We start from the raw sequence: 20,249 nt of genomic DNA on the forward strand, positions 1-20,249 counted from the left end.
GACGGGTGACCGGTGGCATTACTGAACGGGAAGACGGCGGTGATCACCGGCGGCGCGCAGGGACTGGGCTTGGCGATCGCGCAGCGCTTCGTCGCCGAAGGCGCTCGGGTGGTCCTGGGTGATCTGAACCTCGAGGCCACCGAAGCCGCAGCAAAGCAGCTCGGATCCGACGTTGCGGCAGCGGTACGCACCGACGTGACCAGCTCCGCCGACGTCGACGCGCTGGTGGCTGCAGCAATCGACCGGTTCGGCGCGCTCGACATCATGGTCAACAACGCCGGCATCACCCGCGACGCCACCATGCGCAAGATGACCGAGGAAGACTTCGACCAGGTCATCTCGGTACACCTGAAGGGCACCTGGAACGGACTGCGGGCCGCCGCGGCGATCATGCGGGAGAACAAGCGCGGCGCGATCGTCAACATGTCCTCGATCTCCGGCAAGGTCGGCATGATCGGCCAGACCAACTACTCGGCCGCCAAGGCCGGCATCGTCGGAATGACCAAGGCCGCCAGCAAGGAACTGGCGTACCTGGGGGTGCGGGTCAACGCCATCCAGCCGGGGCTGATCCGCTCGGCGATGACCGAGGCCATGCCGCAACGGATCTGGGACTCCAAAGTCGCCGAGGTCCCGCTGGGCCGGGCCGGGGAGCCCGACGAGGTGGCCGGCGTCGCGCTGTTCCTGGCATCGGACCTTTCCTCTTATATGACCGGCACCGTGCTCGAGGTGACCGGAGGCCGCCACCTGTGACCATGCGGGAGACCGTCATCTGCGAGCCGGTGCGTACCCCGATCGGCCGCTACGGGGGCATGTTCGCCGCGATGACGGCGGTCGAGCTCGGCGTCGCGGCGCTGCAGGGGCTGCTGGAGCGCACCGGCCTTCCCGTCGACACCATCGACGACGTGGTGCTGGGGCACTGCTACCCCAGCAGTGAAGCGCCGGCCATCGGCCGGGTGGTGGCCCTGGATGCCGGTCTGCCGGTGAGCGTTCCGGGCATGCAGATCGACCGACGGTGCGGATCGGGGCTGCAGGCGGTGATCCAGGCCTGCCTCCAAGTCGGCAGCGGCGACAGCGAGGTCGTCATCGCCGGCGGCACCGAAAGCATGAGCAACGTCGTGTTCTACTCCACCGACATGCGCTGGGGAGGCTCCCGGGGCGGGGTACGGGTGCACGACGGGCTGGCGCGCGGCCGCACGACCGCCGGCGGCCGGCACCACCCGGTGCCCGGCGGCATGCTGGAAACCGCCGAGAACCTGCGCCGGCAATACGGCATCTCCCGCGTCGAACAGGACGAGCAGGCCGTCACCTCGCATCAGCGCGCGGTCGCCGCTCAGCGCAGCGGCGTGCTGGCCGAGGAGATCATCGCTGTCACCGTGGCAACCCGCCACGGCGAGGACATCATCGACACCGACGAGCATCCCCGCGCCGACACCTCGATGGAATCGCTGGGAAGGCTCAAAGCGGTTCTGGGCAAAGATGATCCGGAGGCGACGGTGACGGCTGGAAACTCCAGCGGGCAGAACGACGCCGCATCGATGTGCGTGGTCACCACCCCGGCCAAGGCCGATGAGCTGGGACTGACCCCGCTGGTGCGGCTGCGCTCCTGGGGAGTCGCCGGCGTGGCACCGAACATCATGGGCATCGGGCCCGTTCCGGCCACCGAGGTCGCGCTCGCCAAAGCAGGTCTGACGCTGGCCGATATCGACCTGATCGAACTCAACGAGGCGTTCGCCGCCCAGGCGCTCGCGGTGCTGGCCGAGTGGAGATTCGGTGCGGCGGATCGGGAGCGGACCAACGTGCACGGGTCGGGAATCTCGCTCGGGCATCCGGTCGGCGCCACCGGAGGACGGATGCTGGCCACCCTGGCCCGCGAGCTGGGCCGGCGCGGCGCCCGATACGGGCTGGAAACCATGTGCATCGGCGGCGGACAGGGACTGGCGGCGATCTTCGAAAGGGTCGACTCGTGACCAAGCTTGCCCAAACCCTCGGCCTGACCGAGTTCCAGACCGAAATCGTCGCAACGGTGCGCCAATTCGTCGATCGGGAAGTGATCCCTGCCGCGAGCGAACTGGAGCGCACCGACACCTATCCGCAGGCCATCGTCGACGCGATGCGCGAGATGGGCCTGTTCGGTCTGATGATTCCCGACGAATACGGCGGTCTGGGAGAGTCGCTGCTCACCTACGCGTTGTGCGTCGAGGAGCTGGCACGCGGCTGGATGAGCGTCTCCGGCGTGATCAACACGCACTTCATCGTCGCCTACATGCTGCGCCAGCACGGCACCGACGCCCAGAAGCAGCACTACCTGCCTCGAATGGCCAGTGGCGAAACCCGGGGCGCCTTCTCGATGTCCGAGCCGGAGCTGGGTTCGGACGTCGCCGCGATCCGGACCCGCGCGGTGCGCGGCGCCGACGGCGGCTACACCATCAACGGGCAGAAGATGTGGCTCACCAACGGAGGAAGTTCGACGTTGGTGGCCGCGCTGGTGCGCACCGACGAGGGTGCCGACAAGCCGCACCGCAACTTGACCGCATTCCTGATCGAAAAGCCCACGGGCTTCGGTGAAGTCGCCCCGGGGCTGACCATTCCCGGCAAGATCGACAAGCTGGGCTACAAGGGCATCGACACCACCGAGCTGATCTTCGACGGCTACCGCGCCGCCGCCGACGACATCCTGGGCGGTGCCCCCGGCCAGGGCTTCTTCCAGATGATGGACGGTATCGAAGTGGGGCGGGTCAACGTCTCAGCCCGCGCGTGCGGGGTGGGGATCCGTGCTTTCGAGCTTGCGGTTCGCTACGCCCAGCAGCGTGAGACCTTCGGCAAGCCGATCGCCGACCACCAGGCCATCGCGTTCCAGCTGGCCGAGATGGCCACCAAAGTCGAAGCGGCACACCTGATGATGGTCAACGCGGCACGGCTCAAGGATTCCGGCGAGCGCAATGATGTCGCCGCCGGCATGGCCAAGTACCTGGCCAGTGAGTTCTGCTCGGAGGTGACCCAGCAGAGTTTCCGGATCCACGGCGGCTACGGTTACTCCAAGGAGTACGAGATCGAGCGGTTGATGCGCGACGCCCCGTTCCTGCTGATCGGTGAGGGCACCAGCGAGATCCAGAAGCAGATCATCAGCAAGCGGCTGCTGGCCGACTACCGTATCTGAGCCGATGTCCGTTCCCGACTTCGCCGCTCGCCCGCAATTGTCAGAGGCCGTTGCGCGTTTCGTGCGCAAGCGGATATTCGACGGCGTCTACGCCGCGGGGGAGTACGTCCGGTTAGACCAGCTGGCAACGGAATTGGGCATCAGCGTGACCCCGGTGCGTGAGGCGCTGTTCGAACTGCGAGCCGAGGGCCTCCTCGACCAGCAGCCGCATCGCGGCTTCGTGGTGCTGCCGGTGACCGAACGGGACCTGGCCGACGTCGCCGACGTCCAGGCATTCGTGGGCGGCGAGTTGGCGGCACGCGCCGCGGCCGCCATCACCGACGAACAGGTCGCCGAACTCTATGAAATCCAGTCCCAGCTGGAGCAGGCCTATGCCGGCGACGACGAAGAGCGCACGGTCCGGCTCAACCACGACTTCCACCGGGCGATCAACGTGGCAGCCGACTCACCCAAGCTCGCCCAGGTCATGTCGCAGATCACCCGGTACGCACCCGAAGCGGTGTTCCCGGGCATCACCGGGTGGCCGCAACGGTCCATGGCAGACCATCGCAAGGTGCTGGCCGCCTTGGCAGCTCACGACGAGGCGCAGGCTCGCACCGCGATGGCAGAACACCTCGCAGCCGGGGTGCTGCCGTTGATCGCGCACCTGAGCAGCCGGGGTGTCGTCGGGTGCGATGATGACGGCGACGCGCATCCCGATCAGCGGCCGCGGCCGACCGCGACGTGAGACGGTAGGAGCCTATGGACGATCACAGCTATCTGACTTACGAAGAGTTCGGCCGCAAGTTCTTCGAGATAGCGGTCACCGAGGACCGGGTGGCCGCGGCGTTCGCGGCGATCGCGGGCGACGAATTCGAGATGCCCCCGATGCGGCAGGGGCCCGGCGGGATCGCCAAGGTCAGTGCCAAGGTTCGAATCCAGCAGCCCCGGGTGTCGCGGGGTCTTGGTGAACAGCTGACGTTCGCGATCCACATTCCCCTGTTGGTCGACCTGCTCATCGACCTGCGGCTGGACAAGCAACGGTTCACCGTTGCCGGTGACATCGCGTTGCGCGCCACCGCGCGCGCTGCCGAGCCGCTGCTGCTGATCATCGACGTGCCCAAACCGCGTTCGTCGGACATCACCGTCGAGGTGTCGTCGACGTCGATACGGGGTGAGCTGCTGCGCATCTTCGCCGGAGTCGACGGTGAGATCCGGCGGTTCATCGCCGGCTATGTGGCCGAGGAGATCGAGAGTCCGCAGTCGCAGCAGGCCCAGATCATCGACGTGGCCGAGCGATTGGACTCCGCCTGGTCCGGAATCTGACCTTACGGGTACGGGATCGCCGGAATGGCGGGGATTGCCGGGATCGCGGGAATCGCCGGAATCGCGGGAATCGCGGGAATGGCCGGAGCTGACGGGGTCCGCGGGTTCGCCGGCGCCGCTGGTTTCTTGGGTTGCGCGGGCGGGGCTTCGGCGGGAGGTGAGGCGGGGGCTTCGGGCGCCTGCGGGGCTTGGGGAGCCTGCGGCACAGCGGTCAGGTCCGGGATCAGACCGGGAATCAGGCCGGGCTCGCCGGGCAGCACCGGGGCCATCGGCGCGGTATGCGGCGCGATCTCGCCGTGGGTGGCGTCTTCGGAGTCGCTTTCACAGTTGCCGCACGCGGTGGCCAGCGCACCGACGGCGAATCCGATTGCCACCAGCCGGATGGCTGACTTTCCGATACCGCGATTCCGCATGGATTCTCCCCGTTGTTCGGTTGGTTGGGTCCAGCCTACGACGCCGCCGCCGCGAGACCGCCGCCGCGGCCGACAGACGAGGGGCCGGCTTTTGCAAGCCGGCCCCTCGTCTGTCGAGCGTTGGTCAGATGGTCTGGTGGCGACCGAAGAACTTGTGGTCTTCGCTATAGCCGCCGTGACCACTGCCGATCTCCTTGTAGCTGGCCACGAACTCGATGCCCTTGATCCACTTGACCAGCTTGTAGCCGTGCTGCAGTTCGTTGCGCAGCCGCAGCGGCCGTCCGTGCATGTAGGGCAGCGGCTGGTCGTTCATGTTGTAGGCGAGCATCGACATGTGGTGCCACATCTGGTCCACCGGGTGCGCGTTGTAGAAGATGCCGCCGGTGGCGCCCAAGCCCATCGAGTAGAAGATGGCCCACTTGGCCTCGGGCAGCGGCTTGACGATCTCCATGATCGTCGACATCGACACCCCGCCCCACTTGGCCACACCGGACCAGGCCTGCACGCACATGTGCTGGGTGATCTGGTCGTGGTAGGGCAGCGCCTTGAGATCTTCCAGGGAGAACTCCATCGGGTTCTCCACCAGGCCGTAGACCTTCAGCCGCCAGTCCTTGAAGTCGTTTGCTTCCAGTTCCTTGTACTCGACGGTCTCCGGAAGCCGGCCGTTGCGCCAGTGGAACGGCGAGATGTCGGCCTCGGTGAAGGTGCCGGGCTTGGGGTCGAGGTTCTCCAGCATCCGCTGGAACGGTCCGATCAGCGCGTAGCCGATCTTCTGGACGACCCGCGGGTATTTCAGGGTGAGCGGTGTGGCCGCGACCCACGCCACGGCGCAGATCACGAATGCCACCATGAACACCCAGAAGCCGGTCGCACTGTGACATTCCGGCCCGTCTCCCACGTTGCAGCCGCGAGCGGCGAACATGTGGTTGAGGTTGTCGAATGCATCGGTGGCGAACACCATCGTGACGTGGACCAGGATGAACATCAGGAAGTAGACCAGCACCACGAAGTGCAGGGATCGGGCGATCTGCAGGTTCAGCCGCATGTGCTTGCTGATCAGGCCCAGCCGCTGTGACAACGCCGGGGACATGCCCAGCGCGGTGATCAGCGCAGCGGGTGCGGCGATAAACACCGTGACGAAGTAGGAGATCAACTGCAGTGCGTTGTAGTTGGTCCAGGTGTGGTCGTCCGGCCAGTCCAGCGACATGTACTGGATCATCACCGAGGCGGCGTGCGGGATGATGTCCCAGCTGGTCGGCACGATGCGGCGCCACTGGCCGGTGGTGAACAGCAGAACGTAGAACACAGCGCCGTTGAGCAGCCACAGCACGCCCAGGCCCATGTGCCACCAGCGGGCCAGGCCGATCGAGTGCCGGAAGCCCGGCAGGCCGAACTGCGCCGGCAGGGCGACGGTGTCGGCGTTGGCGGTCCAGTACGGGTCGTCCGGAACGGGCGGGCCGACCCGCAGCCACTCGTCCTTGCCGGGGGTGGAGTTGCGGCTGAAGTACAGGCGCGGATGGTCGCAGAGGATCTGGATGCCGGCCCGGATGATGAAGATCATCATGAACAGGTTGAAGAAGTGGGTCCAGCCGGCCCAGGCGGGCAGGCCGCCCTCAACCGCGGTCGAGGGGCTGCTGCCCGGGTACTGGGCGATGAATTCCTCGACGCCGGGCATGTTCCGGATACCCTTGCCGATGGCCACCGCGGCGATGAGGCCGACGAAGCCGATCGGGATCAGCCACAGCAGGTTCAGCCACCTGTCCTTGCCGATACGCAGATGCGGCGCGACTGCGCGCCGTGTCAGGTCGAAACCGCCACCGTATGTCTCGACGTCGACGGTGTCGTCGTGATTCTTGTGAATCTCGGTGCGGTAGCCCTGCTCCAGCTCGAGCTCAACGTCTACGACGTCGGCGGAGTAGTTGACATGATGAGTGGTTTCTTGAGCGGCTGGTGAGGTGGCCGGACCCCGTGGGTCGAGCTGTCCATCAGCGCCGTGGCTGTCAAACGTCGTCACGCACCAACTCTACCTCGGACAATCTTGTCGTCATGCGATATGACAGTGGATTCACAGGGAGCTAGCAGGAATGTCAGGTAACGCAAATGCGGAGAAACGGCCGGATGTAATCCGAGTGTCAGGATCGGGCGTCTCGCCCGGGGCCGGCTCAGGATCGCACTGATCTTTTGTGCACGGATACCGCGTGTTGCACTGCCGCCGACCCGTCGCGCATGCAAACCTTGCGCTTCACTGACCGTTCACCTGGCGCGTCCATAATTCGAAGTTGAATCGGCGATACGAATTCCGCCACCGCCACCAGATTGCAATCTCCGGTGGCGGGCGATCGATGGACGACGCCGCTAGCATGCGCAGTGACGATACTTGTGACCAGGCAGGGGTAGATGACGACCAAAATGGCACCGCAGAGGCGCCTCAGCAGCCCTAGCCGGGAAATGCGACACATGCGGATCGGGGCGCGGCGTGTCTGACGAACAGCGGGGTTCCGGTTACGGCCTGGGGCTGTCTACTCGCACCCAGATGACGGGCTACCAGTTCCTGGCCCGCCGGACCGCGATGGCGCTGACCCGCTGGCAGGTTCGCATGGAGGTGGAGCCGGGCCGGCGGCAGGCGCTCGCGGTGGTGGCCTCGGTGTCGGCGGGAGCGGTCGTCTGCCTGGGCGCATTGCTGTGGTCGTTTCTGAGCCCGTCGGGTCAGATGAACGAATCACCCATCATCGCCGACCGTGATTCGGGTGCGCTTTACGTGCGGGTCGGCGGCACGCTGTATCCGGCGCTGAATCTTGCCTCGGCACGATTGATCGCCGGCCGCGCGGACAATCCGCACAAGGTGCGCTCGACACAGATCGCCGAGCAGCCCCACGGCCCGCTGGTCGGCATCCCGGGAGCACCCTCGGACATTCAGCCCACCACGCCGTCGACGTCGTCGTGGCTGATCTGCGACACCGTCGGCAACGTCCAGGGGGTCGGTGCCCCCACGCCGGTGACGGTGACCGTGATCGACGGAAGCCCCGACCTCAACGCGCGCCGCCGGGTGCTCGACGGCCCGGACGCGGTGGTGCTGCGCTACGGCAACGACTCCTGGGTGGTACGGCAGGGCCGCCGCTCACGCATCGACGCCGCCGACCGCGCAGTGCTGCTGCCGCTGGGGCTCACCCCCGAACAGGTCGACCATGCGCGACCGATGAGCCAGGCACTGTTCGACGCGCTGCCCGTGGGCCCGGAGCTGGCGGTACCGTTCGTACCCGATGCCGGCCAGCCGCCGGCCTTCCCCAACGCCCCGGGACCGGTCGGCACGGTATTCACCACGCCGCAACTTGCTGGACCGCAACAGTATTCGGTAGTTCTGATGAACGGCGTGCAGACCGTGTCATCGGTGGTGGCCCGGATTCTGCAGAACGCCGGGGCGACCGCCGGTGGCGCGCCGGTGGTGGTGGCTCCGCCGGAGCTGGCCAAGATGCCGGTGGTCACCGGCCTGGACCTGTCGGCGTACCCGGAAGGGCCACTGAAGGTGGTTGACATCAAGGAGAATCCGTCCACCTGCTGGTGGTGGGAGCGGTCCAACGGCGACAGCCGGGCCCGGATCCAGGTGGTATCAGGCCCCACTATTCCGGTGTCGCAGAAGCAGATCGGCCGAGTGGTGAGCCTGGTAAAGACCAACAACGACAACATGCCGCAGGCCGATCGGGTGTATTTCGGTTCGGGCTACGGCAATTTCGTCGCAGTGACCGGTAACGACCCGGACGCCTCGACGCGGGAGTCGCTGTGGTGGCTGTCGTCGTCCGGCGTGCGCTTCGGCGTCCCGGGTGACGACGAGCGCAAGGCGCTGGGCCTGGTCAGCGAACCCGCGTTGGCGCCCTCGGTGGCGCTGCGACTGCTGGCACATGGTCCGACCCTGTCCCGTCAGGACGCGCTGGTGCGTCATGACACCCTGCCCACCGATATGAGCCCTGCGGAATTGGCGGTGCCCAGATGAAACGTGGATACGCCCGGTCGACGCCGGAACGAGCGCCGGTTGTCAAGCCGGAGAACATCGTGTTGCCCACGCCGCTGAGTGTGCCGCCGCCGGAAGGCAAGCCGTGGTGGCTCGTGGTGGTCGGCGTGCTGGTTGTCGGCCTGCTCGTCGGCATGGTCGCGATGACGGTGGCCAACGGTTCCCGGATGTTCCTGGGCGCCGGCTCGATCTTCCCGATCTTCATGATCGGCGGCGTCGCGATGATGATGTTCGGCGGTCGTTTCGGCGGCGGGGCCCAGCAGTTGAGCCGGCCCAAGCTGGACGCGATGCGCGCCCAGTTCATGCTGATGCTGGACCGCCTGCGCGAGTCGGCGGCGGAGTCCGCCGACAGCATGGACGCCAACTACCGCTGGTACCACCCGGCTCCGTCCACTCTGACGGCCGCGGTGGGCACGCCCCGGATGTGGGAACGCCAACCCAACGGCAAGGACCTCAACTTCGGGTTGGCGCGGGTCGGGGTCGGCATGACCCGTCCTGAGGTCACCTGGGGTGAGCCGCAGAACATGCCGACCGACATCGAGCTCGAGCCGGTGACCGGCAAGGCGCTGCAGGAGTTCGGGCGCTACCAGAGTGTGGTCTACAACCTGCCGAAGATGGTGTCGTTGTTGGTCGAGCCCTGGTATTCGCTGATCGGTGACCGCGAGCACGTCCTCGGACTGATGCGCGCGATCGTCCTTCAGCTGGCCTTCTCCCACGGACCCGACCATCTGCGCATGGTTGTGGTCACCTCCGACAAGCAGGAGTGGGACTGGGTGAAGTGGTTGCCGCACTTCGGTGATCCACGTCGCCAGGACGCGGCAGGCAATGCGCGGATGGTGTACGGCTCGGTGCAGGACTTCGCCACCTCACACGCCGACCTGTTCTCCGGCCGCGGGTCGTTCATGCCGCGGCACGCCAGCTCGTCGGCGGAGACGCCGACGCCGCACCACCTGATCATCGTCGACGCCATCGATCCCCAGTGGGAGTACGTCAACACCGCCGAGGGTGTTGACGGCGTGACGTTCTTCGACCTGACCGGAGTCCCGGAGTGGCGCGAAGTGCCCCAGCGGGTACTGCGATTCGACGACAAGGGCATCGTCAACGCTTTGCCGCGTGACCGCGACACCTGGATGGTGATCGACGACAACGAGTGGTTCTTCGCGCTGGCCGATCAGGTGAGCCTCACCGATGCCGAGCAGTTCGCGCAGCGGATGGCGCGCTGGCGCCTCGCTGAGGCCTACGAGGAGATCGGGCAGAAGGTGACGCGCCACATCGGTGCGCGCGACATCATGGCCTACTACGGCATCGAGGACGCCGGGCGGATCGACTTCGATGCGCTGTGGGCGGAACGCCGCGACGCGGGTCCCAAAGCGCGCCTGCGGATTCCGTTCGGAAGCCGGTCGGACAACGGCGAGCTGCTGTTCCTGGACATGAAGTCGCTCGACGAGGGTGGCGACGGCCCGCACGGCGTCATGTCGGGCACCACCGGCTCGGGTAAGTCGACGCTGGTGCGCACTGTGATCGAATCGCTGCTGCTGGCGCACCCGCCGGACGAGCTGCAGTTCGTGCTGGCCGACCTCAAGGGTGGGTCCGCGGTCAAGCCGTTCGCCGGGGTGCCGCACGTCTCGCGGATCATCACCGACCTCGAAGACGACCAGGCCCTGATGGAGCGCTTCCTGGAAGCGATGTGGGGCGAGATCGCTCGTCGAAAGACCATGTGCGACAACGCCGGCGTCGACGGCGCCAAGGAGTACAACGAGATCCGCAATCGGATGCGGGCCCGGGGCGACGACAGCATGCCGCCGCTGCCGATGCTCGTCGTGGTGATCGACGAGTTCTACGAGTGGTTCCGCATCATGCCTACCGCGGTGGAGGTGCTGGACTCGATCGGCCGTCAGGGTCGTGCCTACTGGGTGCACCTGATGATGGCGTCGCAGACCATCGAGAGCCGCGCCGAGAAGCTGATGGAGAACATGGGCTATCGGCTGGTGCTCAAGGCGCAGACCGCTGGTGCGGCGCAGGCCGCCGGTGTGCCCAACGCGGTCAACCTGCCGGCCAAGGCCGGCCTGGGCTACTTCCGCAAGAGCGGCGAGGAGGTCATCCGCTTCCAGGCCGAGTTCCTGTGGCGCGACTACCACCGCGGCGGCGTGCTCGACGACGAGCAGATGCCCTTGGTGCACGCCGTCGACTACATCCGGCCGCAGCTGTTCACCACCGACTTCACTCCGCTCGAGGTCAGTGTCAGCACGCCGGAGATCGAAGCGCCCGAAGAGATTTCGGCGATCGACTCCAAGCCTGCCGCCGCGGCTGGTGAAGTCGTCGAGGAAGAGGACTTCATCCGTACGCCCAAGGTCGGCACGGTGATCATCGATCAGCTGCGCCAGATCGACTTCGAGCCCTACCGGTTGTGGCAACCGCCGCTCGAGGTGCCGGTGACGGTAGAGGACCTGGTGAACCGCTACCTGGGTCACCCGTGGCAACAGGGCTACGGCACCCGGCGCGACTTGGTGTTCCCGATCGGTGTCATCGACCGGCCGTTCAAGCACGACCAGCCGCCGCTGACCCTCGACACCTCCGGTCCGGGGGCCAACGTGCTGATCCTCGGCGCGGGCGGCGCCGGCAAGACGACGGCGCTGCAGACGCTGATCTGTGCGGCGGCGCTGACCCACACCCCCGAGCAGGTCCAGTTCTACTGCCTGGCCTACAGCGGTACCGCGTTGACGACCGTCGGCGGGCTTCCGCACGTCGGCAGCGTCTGCGGACCGACCGACCCCGACGGAGTGCGTCGCACGGTGGCCGAACTGTTGGCGTTGGTGCGGGCCCGCAAGCGCAGCTTCCTGGAGAACGACGTCGCCTCGATGGACGTGTTCCGCCGGCGCAAGTTCGACGGAGCCCCGGGAAAGGTGCCCAACGACGGTTTCGGCGATGTCTACCTGGTGGTCGACAACTACCGCGCGCTGTCGGAGGACAACGAGGTACTGGTCGAGCAGGTCAACCAGATCATCAACCAGGGCCCGTCGTTCGGCGTACATGTGATCGTCACCGCTGACCGCGAGTCGGAGCTGCGCCCGCCGGTGCGCAGTGGTTTCGGCTCCCGGGTCGAGCTTCGCTTGGCCGCGGTCGAGGACGCCAAGCTGGTGCGGTCCCGCTTCGCCAAGGACGTCCCGGTCCAGCCCGGCCGGGGCATGGTGGCGGTCAACTACGTTCGACTCGACAGCGACCCGCAATCCGGTCTGCACACCCTGATCGCCCGGCCCGCGATGGCCGACACCGATGAGCGGGTGTTCGAGTCCGACAGCGTCGCTGCGGCCGTCAGCCAGGTCGCGGTGGGCCGGGTTCGCCCGGTCCGGCGCCTGCCGGCGAGGTTCGGGTTGGACGAGGTGCGTGCGGTCGCGGCCAACGACCAGCGCGAAGGTGTGGGTGTCGGCGGAATCGCCTGGGCCATCTCAGAACTCGATCTGCAGCCGGTGTATCTGAACTTCGCCGAGAACGGACACCTGATAGTGACGGGCCGTCGCGAATGCGGTCGGACCACCACGCTGGCGACGATCATGAGCGAGATCGAGCGGCTCTATGCACCTGGTTCCAGCACCGCGCCGGCCACGACGCAGCCGTCGGCACAGGTCTGGCTGATCGACCCGAGGCGCCAGTTGCTGACCACTTTGGGGTCGGACTACGTGGAGAAGTTCGCCTATAACCTAGATGGCGCAGTCGGGCTCATTTCCGAGCTGGCCGCCACGCTGGCCAACCGTGAACCGCCGCCGGGCCTGTCGGCCGAGGAGCTGCTGTCGCGAACCTGGTGGAGCGGGCCGGAGATCTTCTTGATCATCGACGACATCCAGCAGTTCCCGCCCGGCTTCGACTCGCCGTTCCAGAAGGCCGCCCCGTGGGTCACCCGAGCGGCCGACGTGGGCCTGCACGTGATCGTCACCCGTACGTTCGGTGGCTGGTCGTCGGCGGGCAGCGACCCGCTGCTGCGGGCCCTGCACCAGGCCAACTCGCCGCTCCTGGTGATGGACGCCGACCCGGACGAGGGCTTCATCCGCGGAAAGATGAAGGGCGGTCCGCTGCCGCGCGGTCGTGGTCTGCTGATGGCCGAGGACACCGGAGTGTTCGTCCAGGTGGCCGCGACCGAACTGCGCCGAGCGCCGACGCAGGAGCGGGCGGTGACCCCGGCCGGCTGACGACGGTGCGCCAGTGACCGCGGTGGCGTGGACAACAGTGCCACGGCGGTAGCTGGCCACCTCACAGCACCGGTGGGCGGCTGGTGTTTGCCGCGGCCAGATTTTTACCCCGTGGGGCCGTTTCCAGTCGGCCCGGGGCGACCGTCTACGGCCTGCCGAACGTCCGACCGGTGGAAATTACCGATTGGTGTTTCCGCAGGCTGAGGAGGATGAAGCGGCGCCGGCACCCGTGTTTGCGTTACCGCTCTGTTTCCGGAGGTGAACACTTGCGACAGCCAGGTGAACAGTAGGCGTTTCGGCCCGTCAGACCCCACCGGAGCCTTTAGGCTCGGTGTCGGACCGATTGCTGTACGCGATCCGAGGAGGGAATCCAATGTCGTTCGTCAACGCACAGCCCGAAGCGCTGTCAGCCGCCGCCGCCAACCTCAGCGGTATCGGCTCGGCGCTCAACGCGCAGAACGCCGCTGCCGCCGCTCCCACCACGGGTGTGATCCCGGCCGCCGCCGACGAGGTCTCGGCGCTGACCGCGGCACAGTTCGCCGCCCACGCGACCATGTATCAGCAGGTCAGCGCTCAGGCCGCAGCCATCCACGAGATGTTCGTGGCCACCCTGAACACCAGCGCGACCTCCTACGCCGCCACCGAGGCCGCCAACGCGGCGTCGGCGGGCTGAGCGCGACACCGATCTTGCCGGTTGCGAGCCGACGAAAGGGGGACACGATTTCCTAGGTTCAGGACCGGCGGTCGGTTACCGGTGTAATCGGCGGCAACAAACGTAAATCACAAGAAACAACACGACTTCAGTAAGGAGAGAGCAATGGCTACACGTTTTATGACGGATCCGGATGCGATGCGGGCGATGGCGGGTCGGTTCGATGTGCATGCGCAGACCGTTGAGGATGAGGCGCGTCGGATGTGGGCGTCGTCGACGAACATCTCGGGTGCGGGTTGGGGTGGTCTGGCGGAGCGGACCTCGATGGACACCATGGGTCAGATGCAGACTGCGTTTCGCAACATCGTGACGATGCTGCACGGTGTGCGCGATGGTCTGATCCGCGATGCCAACCACTATGAGCAGCAGGAAGCTGCGTCGCAGCAGATCCTGGGCAGCTAGGGAGGATTAGGAAGATGTCGATCAACTACCAGTTCGGTGATGTCAACGCTCACGGCGCGTTGATCCGTGCCCAGGCGGCTTCGTTGGAGGCTGAGCACCAGGCGATCGTGCACGATGTGCTGGCTGCCGGTGATTTCTGGGGTGGTTCGGGTTCGGTGGCGTGCCAGGAGTTCGTGTCCCAGTTGGGTCGCAACTTCGCGGTGATCTACGAGCAGGCCAATGCTCATGGTCAGAAGGTGCAGACCGCCGGCAACAACATGGCCAACACCGACGCCTCGGTGGGCTCCAGCTGGGCCTGACCAAAACCAGCAAAACGCAACGCGGCAGCACACCGACACCATCGGTGTGCTGCCGCGTGCTGCAATTTGTGGGGTGGTGCCGAGCGCCCCACGCGGCTGCGTGATCCAATAGCCAAGTACTCCGCGCGCCAACCACAGCGGACCACCCGGTAGAGGAGGGTAGTGATGGACCCGAGTACCCGTACCGACATCACCGTCAACGTCGAAGGCTTCTGGATGCTGCAGGCGTTGCTTGACATTCGCCACGTGGCCCCCGAGTTGCGTTGTCGGCCTTACGTTTCCACCGACTCGAGCGACTGGCTGTCCGAGCATCCCGGTATGGCCGTGATGCGCGAACAGGGGATCGTCGTCGACGACCAGGTCAACGAGACCGTCGCCGCGCGGATGCGCGTGCTGGCCGCACCAGACCTCGAGGTGGTGGCACTGCTGGCGCTGGGCAAGCTGCGCTACGGCGTCATTGAAGCCGACGACGGTGAGGAACCCGAACCTGGAACCCGCGACATTCCCGACAACGAATTCCGGGTGCTACTCGCACGCCGGGGCGAGCACTGGGTCTCGGCCGTGCGGGTCGGCACCGACATCACCGTCGACGACGTCGCGGTGACCGATGCCGCCTCCATTGCGGCGCTGGTGATCGACGGCATGGAATCCATCCACCACGCCGATCCGGCCCAGATCACCGCGGTCAACGTTCCGATGGAAGAGATGCTCGAGGCGACCCAGAGCTGGCAGGACTCGGGCTTCAACATCTTCACCGGGGGAGACCTGCGCAGAATGGGCATCAGCGCCGCCACTGTCGCGGCCCTGGGCCAGGCGCTGTCCGAGCCCGCCGCGGAGGCCGCCGTGTATGCGCGGCAATACCGCGACGACGCCAAAGGCCCCAGTGCGTCGGTGCTGTCGCTCAAAGACGGATCCGGCGGCCGGATCGCGCTGTATCAACAGGCGCGTACCGCCGGGTCGGGCGAAGCCTGGCTGGCGATCTGCCCGGCAACCCCGCAGCTGGTCCAGGTGGGTGTGAAGACCGTTCTGGACACGTTGCCCTACGGCGCGTGGAAAACGCACCGCAGAGTCTAGAGCTGGGTATTGGCGCCGTCCGCCGAAAACCGGGTAACGCAGCAGGATTGCGGATAAACCACGGTTCGTGCGAATAACAGGCAATGCCTTTAGAATTGGACGGACTTTTAAATTATGACGAATTGCGAGGGGACACTGATGGGTTCCGTGGGATCCGTATTAGTCGGCCAAGGGGTGGGCCAGTGACGGCGGCGATCGAATCCGGCCAACAGGGCGGTGAACTCTCGCCGTCGGCGCCCCGGTCGGTGGTGGTCGGAGTCATGGCCGGCGACGGTGTCCAGATCGGGACGCTGCTGGACGCCGACGCTCCGGTCTCGGTGATGCTGGACCCGCTGCTCAAGGTGATCAACGGCCGGCTGCAGGAACTCGAAGAGCCCGGGCTGGAATCCCAGGGACGCGGCCGCTGGGTGCTGTGTCTGGTAGACGGCACCGCGTTGCGGCCGAACCAATCACTGACCGAACAAGACGTGTACGACGGCGACCGGCTGTGGCTGCGATTCATCGAGGACCGGGAGCGCCGCTCGCCGGTCATCGAGCACATCTCGACCGCGGTGTCGGTCAACCTGGCCAAACGTTTCGCCCCGGTGAACTCGGTGACCGCCGTCCGGGTCGGGGTGGCCACGCTGGCGACCGGCGTGCTGCTGGCCACCGGGCTGCTGGCCGCGTGGCGCTACGGGCATGACACCTGGCTGACGTCGGCGTTCAGCGCGGGTCTGGCGTTTCTGGTGCTGATCGCCGCCGCGCTGATCCTGCTGCAGGCGCGCAATGCGTCCGATCGCGGCGTCGGCGACACGCTGCTGGCCAGCGGGCTGGCGCCGTTGGTGGTGGCGGCTGCGGCCGCGGTGCCCGGCCCGGTCGGCGCCGCCCACGCCGCGCTGGGGTTCGGCGTCGCCGGAATCGCCGCGCTGGCCGTCATCCGGCTCACCGGCCGTCAGTTGGCCGGCTACACCGCCGTTGCGGTTATCAGCGCGGCGGTGACGTTCGCCGGTGTGCTGCGGATGCTGGTCATGACCGGCGCGGTGACCCTGATGGCCACGGTGTATCTGGTCTGCGTGCTGGCCTATCAATGGGCGCCGTCGGCGTCGCGCTGGCTGGCCGGTCTGCGGTTGCCGGTCTTCCCTTCGGCCACCAGCCGCTGGGTCTTCGAGGCGCGCCCCGACCTGCCGACCACGGTGGTGACCCGCGAAGGCGGTCCGCCGGTTCTGGAGGGCCCGGAGTCGGTTCGCGAGGTGGTGCTGCGTGCCGAGCGGGCCAGGTCGTTCCTGACCGGTCTGCTGACGGGGCTGGGTGTTCTGGTGATCGTCTGCATCACCGGCCTGGCCGACCCACACTCCGACAAGGCCTGGCTGGCCGTTCTGCTGGCCTCGCTGACGGCCGGCTTCCTGGTGCTGCGGGGACGTTCCTTCCGGGACCGCTGGCAGGCGGTCACGGTGACACTGAGCGGTCTGGTGATCGTCGCGGCCGTCGTGGTGCGCTTCGTGGTGGTGCTGTGGTCGCCCACGGCCCTGTCGGTCGGCGTCTCGGTGCTGGTGCTGGTGCCGATGTTCGGGCTGCTGTCCGCGGTCATCGTGCCGAACACCATCTACAGCCCGCTGTTCCGCAAGTTCGTCGAGTGGATCGAATACCTGTGCCTGATGCCACTGTTCCCGCTCGCGCTGTGGTTGATGAATACCTATGAAGCCATCCGATACCGGTAGGGGCGCAGGTCGGCTGCAGCGCACCGCCGCTGTCGGCGCGGCTTCGGTAATGCTGGCCTGTGGTTCGCTGGCGGGGATGCCCGTCGCGGGCGCGGTCGAACGGCCGGTGATCGACCCCGCGGCGCTGCCTCCGGACAGCCCGCCGGGTCCGCCGCAGGCGATGCGGCAGACCTCGTACTGCACCGAGGTCGGCGTGCTGCCCGGCACCGACTTCCGGGTGCAGCCCGCCTATCTGGACATGCTCAATCTCCCGGAGGCGTGGAAGTTCGGCCGCGGCGGCGGTGTGACCGTCGCCGTCATCGACACCGGCGTGACCCCGCATCCGCGGTTGCCGAACCTGACCGGCGGCGGCGACTACGTGATGGCCGGCGGTGACGGACTGTCGGACTGTGATGCGCACGGCACGCTGGTGGCATCGTTGATCGCCGGTATGCCGGACAACGGGGTGACGCCGCTGCCGCCGCCGCGCCAGACCCGCCGGCCCCCGTCGGTTCCCACCAACGAACCCACGCCCACACCGGTGACGCCGCAGACGACCATCCTGGTGATGCCGCCCCCCCAGGCGCCACCGCCACCGCCACCGGCTGAAGGCGAGGAGCCACCGCCCGGCGGCGCGGCTCCGGCACCGCCTCCTCCGCAGGCTCCGCCTCCCGCGCAGGCTCCGCCTCCCGCGCAGGCTCCGGGTCCCGCACCGGGCCCCGCACCGGGTCCGAATGCTGCGGCATCGTCGGGCTACACCGGCGGTGGCACCGGTACGGTGCGTTCGGCAGAAGGCAAGGGCCGCGGCCGCACGGCGCCGGTCGACTTCCGCGCGCCAGCCGCGCCGCCGCCCGTGGGAGGGCCCGATGCGTTCAGCGGCGTGGCGCCCGACGTGCACCTGATCTCCATCCGGCAGAACAGCCAGGCCTTCGGCCCCAAGGAGCCGTTCGGCGACGGTCAGGACCCGCAACTGCGCGAGAAGAACGACGGTCTGCGGACCATGGCGCGCGCGATCGTGCACGCCGCCAACATGGGTGCCCAGGTCATCAACATCTCCAACGCGGTATGCATGAACGTGCGGACCATGATCGATCAGGCGGACCTGGGCGCGGCCGTGCGCTACGCCGCCGTCGAGAAGAACGTGGTGATCGTCGCTGCCGCCGGTGACGCCAGTTGGCGGGACTGCAAGCAGAATCCCGTCTACAACGCGATGCGCCCCGACGACCCTCGGGACTGGAACGGCGTCAACACGGTGGTGACGCCGGCTTGGTACGACGAGTACGTGCTGACCGTCGGCGCGGTGGACTCCGGTGGCGCGCCGCTGAGCAAGACCAGTGTCGCCGGCCCGTGGGTGTCGATCGCCGCGCCCGGCACCGACATCGAAGGCCTGTCCGCTCGCGACGACGGCCTGATGAACGCGGTCGACGGCCCGGAGAACTCCCTGCTGGTGCCCTCAGGTACCAGCTTCTCGACGGCCATAGTCTCGGGAGTGGCGGCGCTGGTGCGCGCCAAGTATCCGGAACTGTCGTCCCATCAGGTGATCAACCGGCTGATCCGCACCGCCCGGCAGCCGGCCCGCGGTGTCGACAACGTCGTCGGGTACGGAATCATCGACCCGGTGGCCGCTCTGACATGGGACGTTCCCGATGTTCCGGCACAGCCGGTCGAACGGTTGTCGGCGCCGCTGGCGGTTCCGCCGATGCCGCCGGAACGTGACATGACCCCGGCGTGGGTCGCCGGGGCAGGGTTGCTGGCCGCGGTGGCGGCGGCCGGTGTGGCATTGGGAGTGGCAGCATTGCGACGATCCCGTAGAAATCGATGAAGGTACAGCGGAACCGATGAAGGCACAGCACGCATTAGGTCTGAACCTGTCCTGGGCACGGGTGACCATTGTCTTTCTGATCGACATGGGGATCCTGGTCCTGGCCGGGCGCTGGCCCGGCAACGCGCAGGACGCCGTCTACGCGTGGTGGGCGGGCGTCGGGGTCGCGGTGTTGGTCGCACTCATCGCATTGCTCACCTATCGGCGGATGCCGGTCAGCACGATCTGGGCGGCCTGGTTCGCCGATCAGTTCGCCGACCCGGAGGAGGCCCTGCAGCGGGGCCGAACCCCCGCGGTCGATCATCACCGTAAGTTCGGCCGCGAGGCGGTCGGCATGCGCGAACACCAGGGCCAACTGGTGACCGCGATCGCGGTCGGCGGGCGACCGGCGCCCGCCACCGGACGGCACCGCCGCTCCACCGAACCGATGACGCTGCCGGCGGAGCGCCTCGCCGCCGGGCTGCGCCAGTTCGACGTGCGGCTGGACAGCGTCGACATCGTCTCGGTGGGCACGCGCAGTGCTCCGCGGAGCACCGAAGACGCCGACGCCGAGGACTCCGGTTCGATGCCCGATCACCGGTCCACCTGGGTGGTGCTGCGGATGGACCCGCAGCACAACGTCAATGCAGTGGCCGCGCGTGACTCGTTGGCCTCGACCCTGGCGGCGGCGACCGAGCGACTGGCGGAGGAGCTCGACGGACGTCAGCTCAGCGCGCAGGTGGTTCGGGCCGACGAGTTCGAGGCGATCGACGAGGCCGTGCTGGCCGGTGTGGAGGCCTCCCAGCTGCGGCACCGGCTGTTCCGTGCACGGCCGGCCGGATTTGTCACGGCCCTGTGGATGTCGCCGGGAGACATCTCCGCGGACAACATCGAGCACCTGTGGTACCCCGAGACCGACGCGACTGTGGTGACGGTGCGACTGGCGCCCGGCCGTGGCCGCACGACCGAGATTTCGGTGTTGGTGCGCTACGACAGCGCCGAGAAGCTGAGCAAGGGCGTGCGGGCCGCACTGAACCGGTTCGTGGGCCGGCGTCAACTGGACGCGGTCTGTGCCAGTCTCCCGGCACCCACCGCGCACCGGCGGATGGTGGTGCCGGGCCGGGATCTGGAAGACGGTGAACACCTGCCGATTTCGGTGGACGAGGTGGTCGAGTACGCGAGCCCCGCGTCCGGGGCGCGTTCGTGACAGGACCGTCGGC

Annotated in this window: 16 protein-coding genes; 14 read left to right on the forward strand and 2 right to left on the reverse strand. The window is 67.3% G+C overall.

Going from position 1 to position 20,249, the window contains the following annotated elements:
- The first annotated feature begins 12 nt into the window (after positions 1–12).
- Genes fabG through K6T84_RS13010 form a run of 5 tightly spaced genes read left to right on the forward strand, consistent with a single transcriptional unit; the run spans position 13 to position 4,462 of the window.
- Positions 13–750, forward strand: coding sequence for a 3-oxoacyl-ACP reductase FabG (gene fabG / locus K6T84_RS12990; protein WP_224865556.1), 738 nt, complete (start codon positions 13–15; stop codon positions 748–750).
- 2 nt (positions 751–752) lie between these two features.
- A complete protein-coding gene (locus tag K6T84_RS12995; protein WP_225400195.1) occupies positions 753–1,967 on the forward strand; it encodes an acetyl-CoA C-acetyltransferase in 1,215 nt (404 codons plus the stop codon).
- Positions 1,964–3,157 (forward strand): acyl-CoA dehydrogenase family protein, encoded by a 1,194-nt coding sequence (locus K6T84_RS13000; RefSeq protein ID WP_225399062.1) that lies wholly within the window; start codon positions 1,964–1,966, stop codon positions 3,155–3,157. The genes K6T84_RS12995 and K6T84_RS13000 overlap by 4 nt, the downstream gene beginning before the upstream one ends.
- A gap of 4 nt (positions 3,158–3,161) precedes the next feature.
- The gene (locus K6T84_RS13005) at positions 3,162–3,884 is read left to right on the forward strand and encodes a GntR family transcriptional regulator (RefSeq protein ID WP_224865559.1); all 723 of its coding nucleotides are present in this window, start codon (positions 3,162–3,164) and stop codon (positions 3,882–3,884) included.
- Between the two features lie 14 nt (positions 3,885–3,898).
- Positions 3,899–4,462 carry a hypothetical protein gene (locus K6T84_RS13010; protein WP_224865560.1) on the forward strand — a complete coding sequence of 188 codons (564 nt, stop codon included), beginning with the start codon at positions 3,899–3,901 and terminating at the stop codon, positions 4,460–4,462.
- A 2-nt stretch (positions 4,463–4,464) separates the two neighbouring features.
- Here K6T84_RS13010 and K6T84_RS13015 read toward each other — a convergent pair whose 3' ends face one another.
- Both K6T84_RS13015 and K6T84_RS13020 read right to left on the reverse strand, forming a co-directional pair.
- Positions 4,465–4,875: a hypothetical protein gene (locus tag K6T84_RS13015; RefSeq protein WP_224865561.1), complete on the reverse strand. Its 411-nt coding sequence runs from the start codon at positions 4,873–4,875 to the stop codon at positions 4,465–4,467.
- Between the two features lie 124 nt (positions 4,876–4,999).
- On the reverse strand, positions 5,000–6,760 hold the full coding sequence (locus tag K6T84_RS13020) for a molybdopterin-dependent oxidoreductase (RefSeq protein WP_224865773.1): 1,761 nt from the start codon (positions 6,758–6,760) through the stop codon (positions 5,000–5,002).
- A 591-nt stretch (positions 6,761–7,351) separates the two neighbouring features.
- On the opposite strand from K6T84_RS13020, the gene eccB reads away from it, so the two are divergent.
- From eccB to eccE, 9 genes are all read left to right on the forward strand, one after another.
- Entirely contained in the window at positions 7,352–8,863 is a 1,512-nt protein-coding gene (gene eccB / locus K6T84_RS13025) for a type VII secretion protein EccB (protein WP_224865562.1), read from the forward strand.
- Complete coding sequence (eccCa, locus tag K6T84_RS13030) at positions 8,860–13,065, forward strand: type VII secretion protein EccCa (protein WP_225400194.1); 4,206 nt, start codon at positions 8,860–8,862, stop codon at positions 13,063–13,065. The genes eccB and eccCa overlap by 4 nt, the downstream gene beginning before the upstream one ends.
- A 373-nt stretch (positions 13,066–13,438) precedes the next feature.
- Positions 13,439–13,738 (forward strand): PE family protein, encoded by a 300-nt coding sequence (locus tag K6T84_RS13035; protein WP_224865564.1) that lies wholly within the window; start codon positions 13,439–13,441, stop codon positions 13,736–13,738.
- Positions 13,739–13,882: 144 nt separating this feature from the next.
- The gene (locus K6T84_RS13040) at positions 13,883–14,179 is read left to right on the forward strand and encodes a WXG100 family type VII secretion target (protein ID WP_085265357.1); all 297 of its coding nucleotides are present in this window, start codon (positions 13,883–13,885) and stop codon (positions 14,177–14,179) included.
- Positions 14,180–14,193: 14 nt separating this feature from the next.
- Positions 14,194–14,478: a WXG100 family type VII secretion target gene (locus K6T84_RS13045; RefSeq protein WP_224860776.1), complete on the forward strand. Its 285-nt coding sequence runs from the start codon at positions 14,194–14,196 to the stop codon at positions 14,476–14,478.
- 165 nt (positions 14,479–14,643) lie between these two features.
- Positions 14,644–15,552: an ESX secretion-associated protein EspG gene (locus K6T84_RS13050; protein ID WP_224865565.1), complete on the forward strand. Its 909-nt coding sequence runs from the start codon at positions 14,644–14,646 to the stop codon at positions 15,550–15,552.
- A gap of 182 nt (positions 15,553–15,734) precedes the next feature.
- Entirely contained in the window at positions 15,735–17,249 is a 1,515-nt protein-coding gene (gene eccD / locus K6T84_RS13055) for a type VII secretion integral membrane protein EccD (protein WP_224865566.1), read from the forward strand.
- Complete coding sequence (locus K6T84_RS13060) at positions 17,227–19,050, forward strand: S8 family serine peptidase (RefSeq protein ID WP_408066106.1); 1,824 nt, start codon at positions 17,227–17,229, stop codon at positions 19,048–19,050. The genes eccD and K6T84_RS13060 overlap by 23 nt, the downstream gene beginning before the upstream one ends.
- A gap of 16 nt (positions 19,051–19,066) precedes the next feature.
- Complete coding sequence (gene eccE, locus K6T84_RS13065) at positions 19,067–20,236, forward strand: type VII secretion protein EccE (RefSeq protein WP_225399534.1); 1,170 nt, start codon at positions 19,067–19,069, stop codon at positions 20,234–20,236.
- The last annotated feature ends 13 nt before the right edge of the window (positions 20,237–20,249 follow it).

It is taken from the genome of Mycobacterium zoologicum, assembly GCF_020181635.2.
Lineage (GTDB): Bacteria > Actinomycetota > Actinomycetes > Mycobacteriales > Mycobacteriaceae > Mycobacterium > Mycobacterium zoologicum.

What these genes read in the sequence shown, in the direction of transcription:
- eccCa (WP_225400194.1), top strand. Translation starts at nt 8,860, where the DNA reads ATGAAACGTGGATACGCCCGGTCGACGCCGGAACGAGCGCCGGTTGTC.
- K6T84_RS13060 (WP_408066106.1), top strand. Translation starts at nt 17,227, where the DNA reads ATGAAGCCATCCGATACCGGTAGGGGCGCAGGTCGGCTGCAGCGCACC.
- K6T84_RS13005 (WP_224865559.1), top strand. Translation starts at nt 3,162, where the DNA reads ATGTCCGTTCCCGACTTCGCCGCTCGCCCGCAATTGTCAGAGGCCGTT.
- K6T84_RS13050 (WP_224865565.1), top strand. Translation starts at nt 14,644, where the DNA reads ATGGACCCGAGTACCCGTACCGACATCACCGTCAACGTCGAAGGCTTC.
- K6T84_RS13010 (WP_224865560.1), top strand. Translation starts at nt 3,899, where the DNA reads ATGGACGATCACAGCTATCTGACTTACGAAGAGTTCGGCCGCAAGTTC.
- K6T84_RS12995 (WP_225400195.1), top strand. Translation starts at nt 753, where the DNA reads ATGCGGGAGACCGTCATCTGCGAGCCGGTGCGTACCCCGATCGGCCGC.
- K6T84_RS13015 (WP_224865561.1), bottom strand. Translation starts at nt 4,875, where the DNA reads ATGCGGAATCGCGGTATCGGAAAGTCAGCCATCCGGCTGGTGGCAATC.
- K6T84_RS13045 (WP_224860776.1), top strand. Translation starts at nt 14,194, where the DNA reads ATGTCGATCAACTACCAGTTCGGTGATGTCAACGCTCACGGCGCGTTG.
- K6T84_RS13035 (WP_224865564.1), top strand. Translation starts at nt 13,439, where the DNA reads ATGTCGTTCGTCAACGCACAGCCCGAAGCGCTGTCAGCCGCCGCCGCC.
- eccE (WP_225399534.1), top strand. Translation starts at nt 19,067, where the DNA reads ATGAAGGCACAGCACGCATTAGGTCTGAACCTGTCCTGGGCACGGGTG.
- K6T84_RS13040 (WP_085265357.1), top strand. Translation starts at nt 13,883, where the DNA reads ATGGCTACACGTTTTATGACGGATCCGGATGCGATGCGGGCGATGGCG.